General features: G+C 73.2%; 15 protein-coding genes and 1 pseudogene. 5 read left to right on the forward strand and 11 right to left on the reverse strand.

Features of this window, described 5'->3' with window-relative positions:
- From ABT116_RS27965 to ABT116_RS28000, 8 genes and pseudogenes are all read right to left on the reverse strand, one after another.
- Nucleotides 1-731, reverse strand: a 731-nt coding sequence (locus ABT116_RS27965; protein WP_351639388.1) for an adenosylhomocysteinase, incomplete at its 3' end; no start/stop codon positions are given.
- Nucleotides 732-1,079: 348 nt separating this feature from the next.
- The gene (locus ABT116_RS27970) at nt 1,080-2,060 is read right to left on the reverse strand and encodes a cation diffusion facilitator family transporter (RefSeq protein ID WP_351639391.1); all 981 of its coding nucleotides are present in this window, start codon (nt 2,058-2,060) and stop codon (nt 1,080-1,082) included.
- 152 nt (nt 2,061-2,212) lie between these two features.
- Complete coding sequence (gene manA, locus ABT116_RS27975) at nt 2,213-3,364, reverse strand: mannose-6-phosphate isomerase, class I (RefSeq protein WP_351639394.1); 1,152 nt, start codon at nt 3,362-3,364, stop codon at nt 2,213-2,215.
- Between the two features lie 55 nt (nt 3,365-3,419).
- The gene (locus ABT116_RS27980; RefSeq protein WP_351639420.1) at nt 3,420-4,547 is read right to left on the reverse strand and encodes an SIS domain-containing protein; all 1,128 of its coding nucleotides are present in this window, start codon (nt 4,545-4,547) and stop codon (nt 3,420-3,422) included.
- 112 nt (nt 4,548-4,659) lie between these two features.
- The gene (locus ABT116_RS27985; RefSeq protein ID WP_104780278.1) at nt 4,660-4,830 is read right to left on the reverse strand and encodes a Trm112 family protein; all 171 of its coding nucleotides are present in this window, start codon (nt 4,828-4,830) and stop codon (nt 4,660-4,662) included.
- 70 nt (nt 4,831-4,900) lie between these two features.
- A complete protein-coding gene (locus ABT116_RS27990; protein WP_351639398.1) occupies nt 4,901-6,265 on the reverse strand; it encodes a phosphomannomutase/phosphoglucomutase in 1,365 nt (454 codons plus the stop codon).
- 152 nt (nt 6,266-6,417) lie between these two features.
- Nucleotides 6,418-6,557: pseudogene (locus tag ABT116_RS27995) on the reverse strand (L-lactate permease); the annotation flags it as partial.
- Between the two features lie 8 nt (nt 6,558-6,565).
- Nucleotides 6,566-6,988, reverse strand: coding sequence for a DUF3499 domain-containing protein (locus ABT116_RS28000; protein WP_053675638.1), 423 nt, complete (start codon nt 6,986-6,988; stop codon nt 6,566-6,568).
- 294 nt (nt 6,989-7,282) lie between these two features.
- Here ABT116_RS28000 and ABT116_RS28005 point away from each other — a divergent pair, with 294 nt between their 5' ends.
- On the forward strand, nt 7,283-7,738 hold the full coding sequence (locus ABT116_RS28005; RefSeq protein ID WP_351639403.1) for a metallopeptidase family protein: 456 nt from the start codon (nt 7,283-7,285) through the stop codon (nt 7,736-7,738).
- A 10-nt stretch (nt 7,739-7,748) separates the two neighbouring features.
- Here ABT116_RS28005 and ABT116_RS28010 read toward each other — a convergent pair whose 3' ends face one another.
- From ABT116_RS28010 to ABT116_RS28020, 3 genes are all read right to left on the reverse strand, one after another.
- On the reverse strand, nt 7,749-9,293 hold the full coding sequence (locus ABT116_RS28010; RefSeq protein ID WP_351639405.1) for a DUF5719 family protein: 1,545 nt from the start codon (nt 9,291-9,293) through the stop codon (nt 7,749-7,751).
- Nucleotides 9,290-12,955, reverse strand: a complete 3,666-nt coding sequence (locus tag ABT116_RS28015) for a glycosyltransferase (protein WP_351639408.1) — start codon at nt 12,953-12,955, stop codon at nt 9,290-9,292. The genes ABT116_RS28010 and ABT116_RS28015 overlap by 4 nt, the downstream gene beginning before the upstream one ends.
- A gap of 163 nt (nt 12,956-13,118) precedes the next feature.
- Nucleotides 13,119-13,382 carry a WhiB family transcriptional regulator gene (locus ABT116_RS28020; RefSeq protein ID WP_010034659.1) on the reverse strand — a complete coding sequence of 88 codons (264 nt, stop codon included), beginning with the start codon at nt 13,380-13,382 and terminating at the stop codon, nt 13,119-13,121.
- Between the two features lie 655 nt (nt 13,383-14,037).
- Between ABT116_RS28020 and ABT116_RS28025 the strand changes: the two genes are divergently transcribed.
- The 4 genes from ABT116_RS28025 to ABT116_RS28040 all read left to right on the forward strand — a co-directional run bounded on the left by ABT116_RS28025 (nt 14,038) and on the right by ABT116_RS28040 (nt 17,993).
- Nucleotides 14,038-14,544 (forward strand): cysteine dioxygenase, encoded by a 507-nt coding sequence (locus tag ABT116_RS28025; RefSeq protein ID WP_351639410.1) that lies wholly within the window; start codon nt 14,038-14,040, stop codon nt 14,542-14,544.
- Nucleotides 14,545-14,638: 94 nt separating this feature from the next.
- Nucleotides 14,639-15,598, forward strand: a complete 960-nt coding sequence (gene cofD, locus ABT116_RS28030) for a 2-phospho-L-lactate transferase (RefSeq protein WP_351639413.1) — start codon at nt 14,639-14,641, stop codon at nt 15,596-15,598.
- Entirely contained in the window at nt 15,595-16,923 is a 1,329-nt protein-coding gene (locus ABT116_RS28035; protein ID WP_351639416.1) for a coenzyme F420-0:L-glutamate ligase, read from the forward strand. The genes cofD and ABT116_RS28035 overlap by 4 nt, the downstream gene beginning before the upstream one ends.
- Nucleotides 16,924-16,991: 68 nt before the next feature.
- Complete coding sequence (locus tag ABT116_RS28040; protein ID WP_351639418.1) at nt 16,992-17,993, forward strand: DNA-3-methyladenine glycosylase family protein; 1,002 nt, start codon at nt 16,992-16,994, stop codon at nt 17,991-17,993.
- Nucleotides 17,994-18,150 lie beyond the last annotated feature (157 nt).

Below are 18,150 nucleotides of genomic sequence, written 5' to 3' on the forward strand. Positions count from 1 at the left end.
TTGTTGTCGAACTTCGACTTGGTGACGGCGTCGTTGACGTTGATCGCCGGGAACAGCAGCACACCGTCGCGCTGCATCTCGTACAGGCGGTGGACACCGGTCGTGGTCTCCTCGGTCACACCGCGGATCTCAGAGGACAGCTGGGTCCACTTCTGCGGGTCCTCACCCAGGGTGCGGGTCAGCAGCTCCAGGATGACGCGGTGCTCGTCGGACTCGGCCGTGTCGGGCGAGGGGACCTTGCCGTCCTTCTCGTACTCCACGCCCTTGTGGACCAGCAAGGTGGCGTCACCACCGTCGTCCAGGATCATGTTCGGACCGCCGGTGGGGCTGTCCGGCCAGGTCAGCGCCTGTTCCGTGCACCACCAGTACTCCTCGAGCGTCTCGCCCTTCCAGGCGAAGACCGGGACGCCCTGCGGGTTGTCGGGCGTGCCGTTCGGGCCGACCGCGATGGCCGCGGCCGCGTGGTCCTGCGTGGAGAAGATGTTGCAGGAAGCCCAGCGGACCTGCGCGCCCAGGGCGACCAGCGTCTCGATGAGCACAGCGGTCTGCACCGTCATGTGCAGGGAACCGGTGACACGAGCGCCCGCCAGGGGCTGCGCCTCGGCGTACTCCTTGCGGATCGCCATCAGGCCCGGCATCTCGTGCTCGGCGAGGGTGATCTCCTTGCGGCCGAACTCGGCCAGGGAGAGGTCGGCGACCTTGAAGTCCTGTCGGTTCTCGACAGTCGTCATTGCGAGCTGCTCCTCGGGGTGTGGGTCGAGGGTGGGTACGGCTGGTCTGCGCGGCGGCGGACACAGGGTGCCCGAAAGAGGACACAGGCATGCCCGCGTGCGCGCAGCGCAGTCCGTCGGAGGCCCTCTCTCCCTCGGCCGGTCCGCTTCGGGACCGCCCGACCGCCATCAGCAGCGACGTCTGGCTCCGTCCCAAGCTACACCGGGCGCGGGTGCGATCCCCAGTCCGCGGGCGAACACATCGGGCCGATCATGTGACGGACCGGAGGACGGGCGGGTGGCGGGGCCGGGAAACCGGACGGGGCCCGCCGAGTGGTTCGGCGGGCCCCGTGGGCCGGAGAGGAAGGGTCAGTGCTCGGTGGGGTGGGTGGCGGGGCCGCCCGGGGAGGCCTCGGGGTCGGGGCCCTTGGCCGCTTCCTTCTCGCTGTAGATGTCCGGCTCCAGGTAGATCACGCGGGCGATCGGGACGGCGTCGCGGATGCGGGCCTCGGCGGCGTCGATGGCGGCGGCGATCTCGGTGGCCGTGTCGTCGTGCTGGACGGCGATCTTGGCGGCGACGAGGAGTTCCTCGGGGCCGAGGTGGAGCGTGCGCATGTGGATGATGCGGGTGACCGTGTCGCCGTCGACTAGGGCGGCCTCGATCTTCTGGGTCTCCTCGGCGCCGGCGGACTCGCCGAGCAGCAGCGACTTGGTCTCGGCAGCGAGGACCAGGGCGATCAGGATCAGCAGGACACCGATGCAGAGGGTGCCGATGCCGTCCCAGACGCTGTCGCCGGTGAGCAGTGCGAGACCCACGCCGCCGAGCGCGAGGATCAGGCCGACGAGGGCACCGAGGTCCTCCAGGAGGACGACCGGGAGCTCGGGGGCCTTGGCGTGGCGGACGAAGTCCTTCCAGGAGCGGCGGCCGCGCAGGGTGTTGGACTCCTTGATGGCCGTGCGGAAGGAGAAGGACTCGGCGATGATCGCGAAGACGAGGACGCCGACCGGCCAGTACCAGTGCGTCAGCTCGTGCGGGTGCTTGATCTTCTCGTAGCCCTCGTAGAGGGCGAACATGCCGCCGACCGAGAAGAGGACGATGGAGACGAGGAAGGCGTAGATGTAGCGCTCGCGGCCGTAGCCGAAGGGGTGTTGCGGGGTCGCCTCGCGCTTCGCCTTCTTGCCGCCGAGCAGGAGCAGCGCCTGGTTGCCGGAGTCGGCGAGCGAGTGGACGGACTCGGCGAGCATCGACGACGAGTTACTGAAGATGAACGCCACGAACTTCGCTACCGCGATCGCGAGGTTCGCGGCCAGTGCCGCCACGATCGCTTTGGTGCCGCCTGACGCGCTCATATGTTCGCGTTGTCCCTTCGTACGCCGTTCCAGGGCCCGGGCGACCGTGTTGGTGCGCGCCCGTGGCTTTGCCCGTGCTTGACGGTGGGCCATTGTTGCAGCCCTCCGCGACAGCGGTGAGTCAGGTCACCAGCACGGGGTCTTCGAAACGGTCAGGCGACGACGGTGGCCCGGAAAAGCGTTCCCGTTCCGGACACTTCGGCCTTTTCGCCGGCGGGGACGAAGACGGACTCGCCGGGGGTGAGGTCGTGCTCGCCGGCCCGGACGGTGCCGGCGGTGCAGAGCAGGATCTGCGGGGTCGGGCGGGTGAGGTCGTGGGCGGCGCCCGCCTCGGGGAGGACGTAGCGGGAGAGGCGGAACTCGTCGATGGGGGTCTCGTAGACCTCCTCGCCGTCCGGGGAGGCCTCGGGGCGCAGGACGCCGGGGTCGCTGGGGAGGAAGCGGACGATGCGCAGGAGCTCGGGGACGTCGACGTGCTTGGGGGTGAGGCCGCAGCGCAGGACGTTGTCGGAGTTGGCCATGATCTCCACGCCGAGGCCGTTCAGGTAGGCGTGCGGGATTCCGGCGCCGAGGTAGAGGGCCTCGCCGGGCTGGAGCCGGACGTGGTTCAGCAGCATCGCGGCGAGGACGCCGGGGTCGCCCGGGTAGTGGTGGGCGATGTCGGCGTAGGGGGCGTAGGCGCCGCCGAGGCGGGTGCAGGCGGTCGCGGCCTCCGCGACCGTGCGGGACATCTCGTCGGGGTCGGCGGTGAGTATCGCCGTGAGGACCTCGCGCAGGGCGGCGTCCTCGGGGTGGGCGTGGAGCAGGTCGACGTAGGGCTTGAGGGAGTCGACTCCGAGGTCGTCGAGGAGGGCCGCCGCCGCCAGGGGGGCGCGGAAGCCGCACAGGCCGTCGAACTCGGTGAGGGCGCAGATCAGCTCGGGCTTGTGGTTGGCGTCCTTGTAGTTGCGGTGCGGGGCGTCCATGGGGATGCCCCGCCGCTCCTCGTCCGCGTAGCCCTCCTGCGCCTGGGCGAGGTCGGGGTGGACCTGGAGGGAGAGCGGGGCACCCGCGGCGAGGATCTTGAGGAGGAAGGGCAGCCGGGGGCCGAACCTGGCGACGGCGGCCTGGCCGAGTTCCTTCTCGGGGTCGGCGTCGACGACCTCGACGAGCGTGCCCCGGCCGGTGCGCGAGGGTGCGCCCGGGTGGGCGCCCATCCACATCTCCGCCTGCGGTTCGCCGGTCGGTTCGACGCCGAGCAGCCGCGGTATGGCGGTCGGGGAGCCCCAGGCGTAGGGGCGGATGGTGTTGTCGAGGCGGTCCATGGGGGTTCTCTCTGCTGTGCGGGGGTGCGGGCGCGTCAGGGTGTCCCGGGCAAGATCAGGCCCTCGAAGCGAGCGCCAGGTAAACCGCGGCGAAATCCGTGATGGCGATCAGTTCCGCGAGAGTCTCCAGTTCGCCGCCGGCCTCCGGTTCGAGCTCGCTGATCGGTGTGTCGTGGCTGAGGGCGAGGTCGCGGGCGCCGGGCGCGGCGGTGAGGCCGCCGATGGGGCGGTCGCGCAGCAGCACCACGCGCGCGTGCAGGGCGGGTGGTTCCTCGACGCGGTCGCGGAAGAAGTCGTCGGGGTCGGCGCTGGCGGCCAGGGGGCCGGCGAGCAGGGCGCCGTGGGCGGCGAGTGCCTCGGGGAGTTCGGCGACGACGGCGGGGGTGCCGGACAGTTCGGCGAGAGCCGCGGCGAAGCGGCGGCCCGCGGGCCCGGCCGAGGTGCCCTCGGTCCAGACGATCGGGAGGGCGTCGGCGAGTTCGGCGGCCAGGGTCTTGGCGGCGTTGCTGTAGGTGGCGATGGCCGGGCCGCAGCGTTCGGCGACGCGGTCGAGCCGGTCGGCGACCTTGCCGAGGGCGTCCGGCGGGGCGGCGAGCACGCCGGTGCGGTCCAGGAGCGCCAGCAGCGGTGTGAGCAGGGCCCACAGGACGCCGGGGGCGGACGCGGCGAAGGGCTCGTCCTCGTCGTACGGGGCGGTCGCCATGGGGACGAACAGGCCGTGCGCGCCGGCGACGGCTTCGGCGAGCGGGGTGCGGGCGGGGGCCACGGCGACGACGGTGCAGCCCCTGCGATACGCCTGCTCGGCGAGCAGCGAGAGTCCGGGTTCGGTGCCGTCCGGGGTGGTGATCAGCAGGAGGTCCACGGAGCCGACCCAGCCTGGCAGTTCCCACCGCAGGGCTCCCGCGGCCGGGGCGACGCCGGTGGGGGCGAGGCGGGTGACCGGGCTGCCGGCGCCGGCGAGCGTGCCGATGAGGTCGGCGGCGTGGGTGGCGGCGGCACCCGGGCCGGCGATGAGGACCGCGCGGGGGCGGCCGTCCGGCTTGAGGTCGCCCACGCCGGCCTCTGCGGCGTGGCGGGCGGCGGTGCGCACGCGGGCGCCGGCTTCTGCGGCGCCGCGGAGCAGCCCGCGGTGATCGGCCTCGGCGAGGCCCTCCGGAGAGTCGAGCAGCGATTCGTCGAGCATGGGCGGCAGCTTCCCATCGCCGGGGTCCGTTGTGAGGGTGTCCTGGATCGTGCCCGCTGGGCCGGGGGTCATGTGCACCGGGGTGTCGCTCGGGTGCGCGGGCACCCGGCGGTCACGCGGGGCGGCGGGCCTCGTCGACGAGCAGGACGGGGATGCCGTCGCGGACGGGGTAGGCCAGGCCGCAGCCGGCGTCGGTGCAGATCAGCTCGGCGTCCTGCTCCGTGAGGGAGGAGTGACAGGCCGGGCAGGCGAGGATCTCGAGGAGGCCGGATTCGAGGGGCATAGAGGTTCCTCCAAGGGTGCGGGCGCTCGGGGTCGTGCCTGGTCAGGTTACCGCCGGTGGGGGCAGGGCCTCAGCCCCTGATGATCCCCAGCACCTCGTCCCGCACTCGGGCCATCGTGTCGGCGTCCCTCGCCTCCGCGTTCAGGCGCAGCAGCGGCTCGGTGTTGGACGGGCGGACGTTGAACCACCAGTCGGCGCAGGAGACGGTGAGGCCGTCGAGCTCGTCGAGGGTGATGCCCTCGCGGCTGCCGTACGCGGAGCGGATGGCGTCGAGGCTGGCCTGCTGGTCGGCGACCGTGGAGTTGATCTCCCCGGAGCCGGCGTAGCGGTCGTACTGGGCCACGAGGGAGGACAGGGGGCCGTCCTGGCCGCCCAGGGCCGCCAGGACGTGCAGGGCGGCCAGCATGCCCGTGTCGGCGTTCCAGAAGTCGCGGAAGTAGTAGTGCGCGGAGTGCTCGCCGCCGAAGATCGCGCCGGTGCGGGCCATCTCGGCCTTGATGAAGGAGTGGCCCACGCGCGTGCGGACCGGGCTGCCGCCGTTCTCCTGGACGACCTCGGGCACCGACCAGGACGTGATCAGGTTGTGGATGACCGTGCCCTTGCCGCCGTGCCGGGCCAGTTCGCGGGAGGCGACCAGGGCGGTGATCGCCGACGGGGAGACCGGCTCGCCGCGCTCGTCCACGACGAAGCAGCGGTCGGCGTCGCCGTCGAAGGCGAGGCCCAGGTCGGCGCCCTCCTCGCGGACACGCTTCTGCAGGTCGACGAGGTTGGCAGGGTCGAGGGGGTTGGCCTCGTGGTTGGGGAAGGTGCCGTCGAGCTCGAAGTACATCGGCACCAGGGTCAGGGGCAGGCCGGCGAAGACCTCGGGGACGGTGTGCCCGCCCATGCCGTTGCCCGCGTCGACGACGACCTTCAGGGGGCGGATGGACGTCAGGTCGACCAGGGAGCGCAGGTGGGCCGCGTAGTCCGACAGCGTGTCGCGGGCACTGATGGTGCCCGCCTTCGCGGCCGGCTGCGGGGCGCCCGACTCGCTCCAGCCCTCGACGAGTTCGCGGATCTCCGACAGGCCGGTGTCCTGGCCGACCGGGGCGGCGCCCGAGCGGCACATCTTGATGCCGTTGTACTGGGCCGGGTTGTGGGAGGCGGTGAACATGGCGCCCGGCAGGTTCAGCGCGCCCGAGGCGTAGTACAGCTGGTCCGTCGAGCAGAGGCCGATCTCCGTCACGTCGGCGCCCAGGGCTGCCGCGCCGCGCGCGAAGGCCCGCGACAGGCCCGGGGAGGAGGGCCGCATGTCGTGCCCGGTCGTGATGGCGCTCGCGCCGGTGACCCGCACGAAGGCCGCCCCGAAGAGCTCGGCCAAGGACTCGTCCCACTGGTCGGGGACGACCCCGCGTACGTCGTACGCCTTCACGACCTGCGACAGATCAGCAGCCACGGCCAACCTTCCTGAAAAAGTACTGTCGGTCCGCACAAACTACCCTCGCCCACCGACAGCGCGCCGGGCGGACGCCAAGAGGACTCCCAGCCGTAACCTCAGGTCAGGGCAGCGTCCGGTCCAGGGCCGGTGGGTTCTGCGAGGAGGTTCGTCTTGCCGAGGACGCCGCCGGAGCCGTTGGCGGCGGCCGGCAGTCCGGGCGGGAGTGCGGACTCGCGGGCGGCGGTCACCTGGAGGCCGGCGAAGAGGGCGCCGCGGAGGTGTCCGAGCCGGTGACGGTGAGGCCGGACCAGGGTGGGGTCAGTTGTCGGGCGATCGCAGGACCCGCAGGTGGCCGCGCCGCGCGACCTCCCTCGGGTCGGCGCCGCGGCCTGCGCCGCCGGCCTCGGCCGCCCGCTCCTGCGGACGGGCCGCCTCGCGCACGGCGTTGGCAAGCGCTTCCAGGTCGTCGCCGCTGGGGCGGGCCGGGGCCGAACCGTCGAGGAGCCGGACGACCTCCCAGCCGCGCGGGGCGGTGAGGCGCTCGGAGTGTTCGGCGCACAGGTCGTAGCAGTGGGGCTCGGCGTAGGTGGCGAGCGGGCCGAGGACCGCGGTCGAGTCGGCGTAGACGTACGTCAGCGTCGCGACGGCGGGACGGCCGCAGGCGGTGCGCGAACAGCGACGTACAGGGCTCACGACGTTGGACGGTACCGCACTCTTGAGCGGGCCGCGACGACTCTCCACCAGGGCACTCCCCCGTGTCGTGCTGTGAAACGCCGCACACACCCTTTCGGGTGCACCTTTCTGACCTGCCAGGACATCGACGCCCGAGGTGTCGATCGACAGCGCAAGCGACCAAGAGTCATCACAAAACCCTCAAATACCGTGAGGGCACCGCTCTCGACGGGATACGGATTTGAGCCCAACCTTGGCTTGAATGGTCATGTGACGACATGCCGCACGGCGGCGGCCGGAAGCCGTCCGTGCCGTCGTGCGGTGCCGGACGCGGGGGCGCGGGGGGACTACCCTTCACCAGTGATGGACAAGCCCGTAACGCCCCGTGCCGCCGCCCCCGGGCCCCGCCGTCGTGATCGTCACGGACGGGGCATGCGCGGCCCGATCGCACCGCCGCAGGTGCCGCTCGCCGCGAGCCGCGCGGAGGCGTTCGCCGATCTGGTGCAGGACTCCGTGGAGCGCCTGGAGCGGCGGTGGCCGCAACTCGCCGACATCGACTTCCTCGTTCTCGAGGTGCCGCGGCTCGACGGGTCCGGCCAGGCGTGGAACGACGAGGCCGTGCCGCTCGGCGGCACGATCAGCGCGCTCGAAGGACGCCCCGCGCGCGTGGTCGTCTACCGGCGGCCGGTCGAGATCCGCACGAAGGGGCGCGACGAGCGGGCGGCGCTGGTGCACGAGGTCGTCGTCGAGCAGGTCGCCGAGCTCCTCGGGCTGACTCCGGAGACGGTGGATCCGAGGTACGGCGAGGACCAGGGCTGAGACGGCCGGCCTACTTCTGGAGCACCGACAGGTCCTCGTCCGCCTCGGGTACGGCCACCGTCCCCCGGTCGTCCGGCAGTGTCTGCACGGTGAAGGCGGGGACACCGCCCTCGTTCGCCGCCAGGGTGCGGGCCCCGTAGACCGGGCCGCCGGAGACCGGCTCGATCGTGAGCGCGTACGTGCCCTTCAGGCCGCCGGGGACCGGGGGCTCGATGTCCTGGGTCGTGCCGGCCTTGATCGTGTACGTCTTCGACACCGGTGTGCCGCCCTCGCTGCCGGCCGAGGCGGTGACCTTGACCGTGGCGGCGGCGCGAGGGGCGGTCAGGGACAGGGTGCTGTCCTTGCCGCTGTTGTCCGCGGACGTCGCGCGCGTGCCGACGGGGCGGGAGGCCGGGATGAACGCCGTCTCCTGCTTGTCGCCCTTGCCGCGCACGACCCGCAGGGCCGCCACGACCGGCACGGACCGGTCCGTCGGGGTCAGCACCAGGGAGCCCGCCTCGCCGCGGGTGACGTCGCCCAGGTCGGCGGCGGTCGTCATACCGCCCTTGACGTGCACGGTCTCGTGTCCGGCCGGGGTGATCAGCCCGGAGGGGGAGGCGAGGCGCACCTTGAGGTCCGCGTCGGCGTCGCCGGGGGTGAAGGCGACCAGGCGCACGGAGGTGGCGTCCTTGGGGATGCCGGGCAGGACCAGGCTGCCCGACGGGTCCGTGGACGCGGGCAGCCAGTCGCCCCCGAGCTTGTCGTCCAGGGCCTGCACGGAGGCGCCGACGCGTCCGCTGCGGACGTTGACGTGCACGGTGAGGTCGGTCTGCCGCTCGTCGGTGAGGGTGGACACCAGGACCGGCTCGGCGGCGTGCGGCGGGACCGTGATGCCCTCCCCCACCGTGGACTTCAGGGCGCCGTCCTTGCCGTAGAGCTCGATGTCGACCACGGCGGCCGAGTCGTCCGGGTTCGTCAGGTGGACGTAGTCCGTGCGGTCGGCTTGCGTGCTGGCGCCGGGAAACCAGAAGTCGGTGTCCGGGGCCGTGCAGTTGACGCCCTGCAGGCCGCGCCCGGTGCCCGCGGCGACCTCGGTGGTCTCCTGGACGGTCCAGCCGGGCGCGAATCTGCCGTCCGCGGTCCCGACGAGCGCGGGCGCGTCGCCGCCGGAGCTCTCGCCGGTGACCGGCTTGCCGGGCTCCTTGGGCGTCAGCACGGGCTCGGCGGGCTTGTCCTTGCCGGACTTCCCGTCGCCCTTGCCGTCGTCTTTTCCGGTGCCCGCGCCCTTGTCGTCGGGGGAGGCTTCCGCGGACTCCTCGGTGGCCGCCCGGAGTTCGGCCTTGCCGCCGCTCCCAGTGCCCTTCGTGACGGGCGTGAAGGAGGTGTAGGACGTCTCGGCGAGGTCGGACGTGCTGGGCGCCGGGCACAGCAGGCTCGTGCGCTCCACGGGCAGTTGGGCGGCCGCCTTGGCGGTGCCGGGGCCCGGGGCGTCGTCCGGGGCGGACAGCGCGGCGAAGCCGGTGACGGCGGCGAGCGCGGTCGTGCCGGCGATCAGGGACAGGGTGGTGCGGTTCACTGCTGGCTCCCGTCGGGACGCTCGCTGCCCGTGCCGTGGGGGTGGCGCTGCTGCGCCGGGTCGTACGGCGTGCCGTAGCCCTGGCCCTGGTCGTAGGCCTGGTCGTAGCCCTGCTGGTCGTAGGACGGGTTCTGGCCCTGGCCGTCGTAGGCGTACGGGTCGTACTGGCCGCCCTGGTACGGGTCCGCCTGGTAGTGCTGCCCGTAGGCGTCCGCCGGGTACGGGGCGTTCTGGTACTGGTCGCCATAGCCCGGGTACGCGCCGCCCTGGTAGCCGGCGTTGTCCCACTGGCCGTAGTTCTGCTGCTGGGGCACTGCCGCCGGCGGCTGCTGGGGCTGCGGGGGCTCGAACTCCTCGGGGACGGCCGCCTCTTCGGACTCGGCCTCCGCCTGGGCACGCAGACGGCGGGCCCGGCGGCCCTCGCCGGCGACGGCCTCGGCCGGGGCCGCCGGCTCCTCGGGGAGGTCGTCGTCGATGTCGCGACGCCGGCCGGGCAGGGCGAGCACCACGAGGACGACCGCGAGGAGGCCCTGGGCCCACAGCCAGGCCGTGTGCCCGAACGGGTCGTCGTAGGTGACGTCCAGCGTGCCGCCGGTGGCGGGGAGCCGGAAGCCCTGGGCCCAGCCGTCGACCGTGGTGGGGGTCAGCGGCTTGCCGTCGAGCGTGGCGGTCCAGCCGTCCGAGGCGGAGTCGGCGAGGCGCAGCACGCGTCCGCCGGCGCCGGCCGGGATCGTGGTGTGGACGTCGACGGGCCCGGCGGCGACGGGCTGCGGGGTGCCGGTGCCGGAGGCGGGGACGATGGTGGCGCGCGCGACTTCGCGGTTGACGCGCCACAGCGCGCCGCCGCTCTGCTGACTGAGCCGGGTCAGGCCGGGGGTGGCGTCCAGGACGCGGGTGACCTCGCGGGGCGCGCCCTGGTGGACCAGGACGTAGCGCACGGCGAAGCCGCCGAGCTGGTCGGCCTGGTCGGCGCCGGAGCCCGCGACCAGGTTGGCGACGACCTTGTCGAGTCTGCCGTTCTCGCCGTCGGCCGCGGCGATCTCGCCGTCGCCGAGGCGGGCGCCGGAGCCGCGGACCAGCATGTAGCCGACGTGGGCGCCGGAGTCGCTGTCGAGGACGAGGGTGCGGGCCTGGTCGCGGGTGCCGCTCTCCTCGGCGACGAACGCCGGGACCTGGGTCGGGTCGCGTCGCTCCAGGGGGTTGTCGGCGCCGCGGATCATCCAGCCGGCGGCGATGAGCAGGGGGCCCGCGGCCGAGGCGAAGGCGATCAGCACGGCGACCGGCTGGCGCCAGCCGAAGCTCTGCTCGGCGACCCGCGCGCGTGCCCCGTCGGCGCCCAGCGCGGCGGCCGCCAGGAGGGCGATGCCGTAGACGAGGGTCGCCGGTCCGGCCCAGGTGGAGCTGTTGGACAGGACCGCGAAGACGAAGCCGGTCAGGGCGACCGCCCAGGCCGTCCGGATGCCCGACTGGCGTTCCGAGCGCAGCAGGGCGGCGAGGGCGGCCAGCACGATGCCGATGAGCATGAGTCCACTGACGGTGCCCGGGCCGCCCGGGCTGGCGCCGAGCAGGTCGAGGGGGGACGCGGCCGAGGGGCCGTAGGCGAGGCCCGCTTCCTTGAGGAAGCCGAACGGGAGCAGGGTCAGCGACCAGGGGGCGAGGAGCAGCAGGGGTGTGCCGAGCTGGGCGAGGAACCGCAGCCCGTAGGCCGTGATGTCGCTGCGGCGCAGCACGAGCAGCCCGATGCCGAGGAGCAGCGCGATGGGCCACACGATCGGCGTGAAGGCGGTGGTGATGGTCAGCAGCAGCGCGTACGCCCAGGTGGCGCGCCAGCTGCCGCGCGCCCCGGTGGAGTTGGCCAGGCCGCCGGCCGCGATGCCCGCGCGGGCGATGAGCGGCAGCAGCGCGGCCAGGACGGCGGTGCCGATGCGGCCGCCGGCGAGGGCGCCGGTGGCGGCGGGCAGGAAGGCGTAGACGACGGCCGCCCAGGCGCGCAGCAGCCGGGACTCGACGAGCGGGCGGGAGGCGAAGTAGGCGGCGACGCCGGCCAAGGGCACCGAGCCGACGAGCAGGACCGTGACGGCGAGGCCGGTCGAGCCGAACAGCAGGGACGCCAGCATCGCCACGAGCGCGACGTACGGGGGTGCGGCCGAGGTGCCGCCGGCGCCCACCGGGTGCCAGGCGTCGAGGTAGCGCGCCCACAGCTCCGCGGAGTCGGCCGGGGCGGGAAGCAGGGCGCCGCCCGCGAGCGCGCCACCGCCGAGGAGCTGGCGGCAGGCGACCAGGGAGACGAGCAGCAGTACGAGGAAGAGCACCGGGCCGGGCTTGCGCGCGATGCGCTTGAGCCGGGCGAACTGCTCGATCTCCAGGAAGTCGGCGTCGTCGCCGCCGGGGCCCGACTCGACGGCGCTGCCGTGTCGTCCGGCGCCGGCCGCGGCCTCCGGGTCGGAGCGGCCGACGAGGCTGCCCGCGACCTGTTCGACGGTGACGCGGACGGTCGCGCCGGGCGGCGGGAACAGCGCCCGCAGCTCCCCCTTGTCGATCCGGGGTGCGCCTCTGCCGCGCCGCCCGGCGAGGATCCGCTCGGGCCGGAGCAGTGTGCCCATCAGGCCGCGGATCTCGTCGACGGCCTGCCCGGGGACCTTGCCGACGAGGTAGGCCACGGTGCGCAGCAGGGTGCCGAGCACGATCCGCAGGATCACCCAGGGGAGCACGGCCGTACGCGAGTTGACGAGCAGGGTGTAGACGGCGCCGGCCTTGTCGACCTTGTGCGGGGAGGCCGCGGTGCGGCCCACGCAGTCGACCGTGCGGCGCTCGCGGCTGGACGCCTCGGCGTGGCGGACGACCGCCTCGGGAGCGACCAGGACGCGGTAGCCGGCCGCGGTCGCGCGCCAGCACAGGTCGACGTCGTCGCGCATGAGGGGCAGGTGGCGGTCGAATCCGCCGAGCTGCTCGAAGACGTCGCGGCGGACGAGCATGCCGGCGGTGGACACCGACAGCACGGGACGGACGTGGTCGTGCTGGCCCTGGTCCTGCTCGCGGCGGTCCAGTCCGGTCCAGCGGCGGCCGGAGTTGGCGATGGAGACGCCGACCTCCAGCAGCTGCCGCCGGTCGTACCAGCCGCGGAGCTTGGGGCCCACGACGGCCACGTCCTCGCGGCCCAGCTCGTACTCGTTGTCCACGACCCGCAGCAGCTGGGCCAGGGCGTCCGGGTCCGGGGCGCAGTCGTCGTGCAGCAGCCACAGCCACTGCACCGGCTCGCCGTGCGGGAGCTCGGGCAGGTCGTAGGCGTCGTCGCGCCAGGAGCGCGTGACCGGGTCCCAGCCGCTGGGGCGCTTCAGGTACGGCAGCTCGTCCGGGGTGAGGAGCGGGGCGGTGCGGCCGCACTCCTCGACGGCCTGGCCGAAGCCGGTGCGGCGGGCGAGGTGCAGCACCCGGTCGGCGCCGAGCGCGTCGGTGACCAGCTGCGCGGAGGCGTCCGAGCTGCCGGTGTCGGCCCCCACCGCGTACTGGACGGGTCGCTCCTGGCCGAGGAGCCCGGCGAGCGCGTCGGGCAGCCAGCGGGCGCCGTCGTGGGAGACGAGGACCGCGGTCACCACATGGCGCGGGAACTCAGGTGCGGCAGCGGCGTCGTGAGGAGCTGCCGGGTGGCTGTGCACGGACATCGAGGTACGGGCCCCGGTTCGGTGGACTGCGGTGGACGCCTGCGCCCGGTGGGGGCGGCGGGGCGTCTCGGACGAGCGACCACACTATCGGCTGCACACCGGACGGCCCGCCGCCTGTGGATAACCCACGGGCGACGGGCCGTTCACGCTGAGGGGTGAGGGGTCAGACGGCCGCCTTCTTCAGTCGGCGGCGCTCCCGCTCGGACAGGCCGCCCCAGATGCCGAATCTCTCGTCGTTGGCGAGGGCGTACTCGAGGCACTCGGAGCGGACCTCACAGGCGAGGCAGACCTTCTTGGCCTCCCTGGTCGAGCCGCCCTTCTCGGGGAAGAAGGACTCGGGGTCGGTCTGGGCGCACAGCGCGCGCTCCTGCCAGCCGAGCTCCTCGTCCGCGTCGTCGACCAGCAGTTGCTGCACCGTCTCGGTCATGTGCGCCCCTCGTCTGTCTTCGCGTCCCCGTGATCTAGCCGTTACCGATTCCGGCTGAACGACACGAGTGAAATTACAAGTGTGCTGCTCCGGGCGAGTCAAGCCGAGATCTGCTATTGAGCCCCTTATTCACTCTGCGGAACCAAGCCCATGCGGAAAGTGTTCAAATCACCATAAAAGCTGACACACAGACAGAGCCCGCGAGGGCTCACACCTTCCGCCGGACCCCCCGCAGCCCTCTACGGTCAAGGACGCCCAGGAGTTCGATCTCGTTCCGACACGCACGTCGAAGCGAAACGGATCACAGTCGGATCACGAGTACGCAACGGGGTTTGTGCGCCCGGTTGGACGCCATGTGTCCCGGGCGGGGCATGAACAAACCTTTCATCTGAGCGATCGACCGGATGAGGTGAACCACGTCCCACATACCGGGTGTCGAGTTGACAGTGAAGGTGTGAACCGGTGTCCTTGTGGGCATGATCGCGAACTTGGCACTCACCTCGACCCGCACCGCCGGGTCCCACGGTGCTGCCCGCGCTCGCTGTAGCTGTCGCTGTTCCAGCTGTTGAGCCACACCTGCTCCAGCTGAAGGCCGAGCCACCCGTCTCTCGGCTCCGTTCCCTCTGACCTTCTTCACTGAGGAACCCCGCACCCCATGAACAGCGACAGCGACCTCCAGATCGCCGGTGACATCCTCGAAGTCACCCACCTCCTCCAGACTCCGCGCGAGCACCCGGCCACCGTCGCCGAGTTCGTCGGACTGGCCCGCTCCCTCGCCGAGGACCGCTCCCAGTGGGAGCACCTCGTCCGCTACGACGCCGCCAGCCGCTGGTACCACCGGCTGCGCACCGGCCCGGGCTACGAGGTGTGGCTGCTGTCCTGGGTGCCGGGGCAGGGCAGCGGGCTGCACGACCACGGCCGCTCCTCCGGCGTGCTCACCGTCCTGGACGGCACGCTGACCGAGCGCACGGAGCGCGGCACGCGCGCCTTGCGTGCGGGCGCGCAGCGCGTGTTCGCGCCGGGGTACGTGCACGAGGTCGTGAACGAGGCGCTGGAGCCGGCGGTGAGCCTGCACGTGTACTACCCGGGCCTCACCGAGATGCCGATGCACACGGCCCCGCACTGCGAGGCCCGCACGGTGCCGGGTGCGCTGACCGCCTGACCCATGGTCGTGGCCGCCGACCGGTTGTCGAAGCCGGCGACGGGTTGTCGAAGCCGGCGACGGGTTGTCGCAGGCGCCTGCAAGACTGGCTCCCATGCGCATTGTGGTTCTGGCAGGCGGCATCGGCGGTGCCCGGTTCCTGCGTGGTCTGAAGCGGGCCGTCCCGGACGCGGACATCACGGTCATCGGCAACACCGGGGACGACATCCACCTCTTCGGGCTGAAGGTCTGCCCGGACCTCGACACGGTGATGTACACGCTCGGCGGCGGCATCAACGAGGAGCAGGGCTGGGGGCGTGCCGACGAGACCTTCCACCTCAAGGAGGAGCTCGCGGCCTACGGCGTCGGGCCCGAGTGGTTCGGCCTGGGCGACCGGGACTTCGCCACGCACATCGTGCGGACGCAGATGATCGGCGCCGGATACCCGCTGAGCGCGGTGACGGAGGCGCTCTGCGACCGCTGGAAGCCGGGCGTGCGGCTCCTCCCCATGTCCGACGACCGCGTCGAGACCCACGTGGCCGTCGAGATCGACGGCGAGACCAAGGCGATCCACTTCCAGGAGTACTGGGTGCGGCTGCGCGCCTCGGTGCCCGCCCGGGCCGTCGTGCCGGTCGGCGCCGACCAGGCGAAGCCCGCCCCGGGCGTCCTGGAGGCCATCGGCGAGGCGGACGTGATCCTCTTCCCGCCGTCCAACCCGGTCGTGTCGATCGGCACGATCCTCGCCGTGCCCGGCATCCGGGAGGCGATCGCCGACGCCGGGGTGCCGGTCGTCGGCCTCTCCCCCATCGTGGGTGACGCGCCCGTGCGGGGCATGGCCGACAAGGTGCTCGCCGCCGTGGGCGTCGAGTCGACCGCCACGGCGGTGGCCGAGCACTACGGCTCGGGCCTGCTCGACGGCTGGCTCGTCGACTCGGTGGACGCCGGGGCGGTGGAGCGGGTCGAGGCGGCCGGGATCCGCTGCCGGGCCGTGCCGCTGATGATGAGCGACGCCGACGCGACCGCGCGGATGGCCCAGGAGGCGCTGGCGCTGGCCGAGGAGGTGCGGGGGGCGTGAGCGGCGACGTCACCGGCACGGAGCCGGCTGCCGGGTACCGGGTGTGGGCCCTGGGCGGGATGCCCGAGGTCGCGGCCGGGGACGACCTGGCGAAGCTGATCGCTGCCGCCGAGCCCGGCCTGGCCGACGGGGACGTGCTGCTCGTCACCTCGAAGATCGTGTCCAAGGCGGAGGGCCGGATCGTCCGGGCCGCCGACCGGGAGGCGGCCATCGACGCGGAGACGGTCCGGGTGGTGGCCCGGCGCGGCGCCCTGCGGATCGTGGAGAACCGGCAGGGCCTGGTCATGGCCGCGGCCGGGGTCGACGCGTCCAACACCCCCTCAGGGACGGTGCTGTTGCTGCCCGAGGACCCGGACGCCTCCGCCCGCGCCATCCGTGACGGACTGCGCGACGCCCTCGGCGTCGACGTCGGGGTCGTGGTGACCGACACGTTCGGCCGGCCCTGGCGCTCCGGGCTCACGGACGTCGCGATCGGCGCCGCCGGAGTGCGCGTGCTCGACGATCTGCGCGGCGGCACGGACGCGTACGGCAATCCGCTCAGCGCCACCATCGTCGCCACCGCCGACGAACTCGCCGCCGCCGGCGACCTGGTCAAGGGCAAGGCCTCGGGGCTGCCCGTCGCGGTGGTGCGCGGGCTCGCGCACCTGGTCGCGCAGGGCGACGACGGCGAAGGAGCGCGGGCCATGGTCCGCGGCGCACGCGACGACATGTTCCGCCTCGGCACCTCGGAGGCGGTCCGGCAGGCCGTGACCCAGCGGCGCACGGTCCGGTCCTTCACGGACGAGCCCGTCGACGTGGGTGCCGTACGGCGGGCCGTGGCCGCTGCCGTGACGGCACCGGCCCCGCACCACACGACGCCGTGGCGGTTCGTGCTGCTGGAGTCGCAGGAGTCGCGGACACGACTGCTCGACGCCATGCGGGACGCGTGGATCGCCGACCTGCGGCGGGACGGCAAGAGCGAGGAGTCCATCGCCAAGCGGGTCCGGCGCGGGGACGTGCTGCGCAACGCGCCCTACCTCGTCGTCCCCTGTCTGGTCATGGACGGTTCGCACACGTACGGCGACATACGCAGGGACGGTGCCGAGCGGGAGATGTTCGTGGTCGCCACCGGTGCCGGCGTGCAGAACTTCCTGGTCGCGCTGGCCGGGGAGCGGCTGGGTTCGGCCTGGGTGTCGTCGACGATGTTCTGCCGGGACGTGGTGCGCGAGGTGCTGGACCTGCCGGCCCACTGGGACCCGATGGGGGCGGTGGCGGTCGGGCATCCGGCCGGGGAACCGCGACCGCGGCCCGAGCGGGACGCGGGGGCTTTCATCGAGGTGCGGTGACAGGTGCCGGGCGGCGCCTACGCTCGTAGGGCCGCTCCTACTCCTCACGGATTCCAGGGACGTCATTCATGGCAGGACGGTTCGCGCCGCGACCCACGCGTACGACGATGCGCGGCGGGCATGTCGCCGTGCCCCCGGGTGTGCCGCGGCAGGCGACGGGACCGGGGCGGGTACGCACCTGGGTGCCGGACGGGCCGCTTGATCTCGGCCTGGTGCTCGGGCCGTTGCGGCGCGGGCCCGGCGATCCGACGTTCCGGGCGACTCCGGACGGGGCCGTGTGGCGGACCAGTCTCACTCCGGCCGGGCCCGGGACGCTGAGGGTGTGCGCGTACGGCGGCGGGGTGCGCGGGGAGGCCTGGGGGCCCGGGGCCCAGTGGCTGCTGGAGGGGTTGCCGGAGCTGCTCGGGGCCGCGGACGATCCGTCGGCGTTCGTGCCGCGGCACCGGCTGCTGGCGTCGGCCCGGCACCGGCGGCCGGGGTTGCGGCTGACGCGGAGCGGGCTCGTGCTGGAGTCGCTGATCCCGTCGATCCTGGAGCAGAAGGTCACGACCGATGAGGCGTACCGGGCGTGGCGGCTGCTGGTGCGGAAGTTCGGGGAGCCGGCGCCGGGGCCCGCGCCCGCGCGGATGTACGTGATGCCGGAGCCGCGGACGTGGGCGCTGATCCCGTCGTGGGAGTGGCACCGGGCCGGGGTCGACAACAAGCGGGCGTCGACGATCCTGCGGGCGGTGCGGGTCGCCGCGCGGCTGGAGCAGGCCGTGGGGATGGAGCCCGGGGCGGCTCGGGCGCGGCTGGAGCTGGTGCCGGGGGTCGGGCCGTGGACCTCCGCGGAGACGGTGCAGCGCAGTCATGGGGCGGCGGACGAGGTGACGGTGGGGGATCTGCATCTGCCCGGGATCGTGGGGTGGGCGCTGGCCGGGGAGCGGGATGCGGACGATGCGGTGATGCTGGAGCTGCTCGAGCCGTATGCGGGGCAGCGGCATCGGGCGGCTCGGTTGATTCTGCTGAGCGGGAGGGTGCCGGCGCGTAGGGCGCCGAAGATGCCTCGGTGGGATATCGGGCAGTTGTGAGCTGGCGGTCGTCAGCAGGCAGTTGTGAGCTGTGGGGCTCTGGTGCTCGGCGTTGGTGCTGGGGGCGGGTGGGTGCGCAGCTCGGCGCGACGAGGTGCCTCTCCCAAGCTCTCGGCTTCGCTCGAGCAGGGGGGACCCCCACGCCCACCCGTGCCGC

The sequence above is a fragment of the Streptomyces sp. NPDC002130 genome (genome assembly GCF_040296465.1).
Lineage (GTDB): Bacteria > Actinomycetota > Actinomycetes > Streptomycetales > Streptomycetaceae > Streptomyces.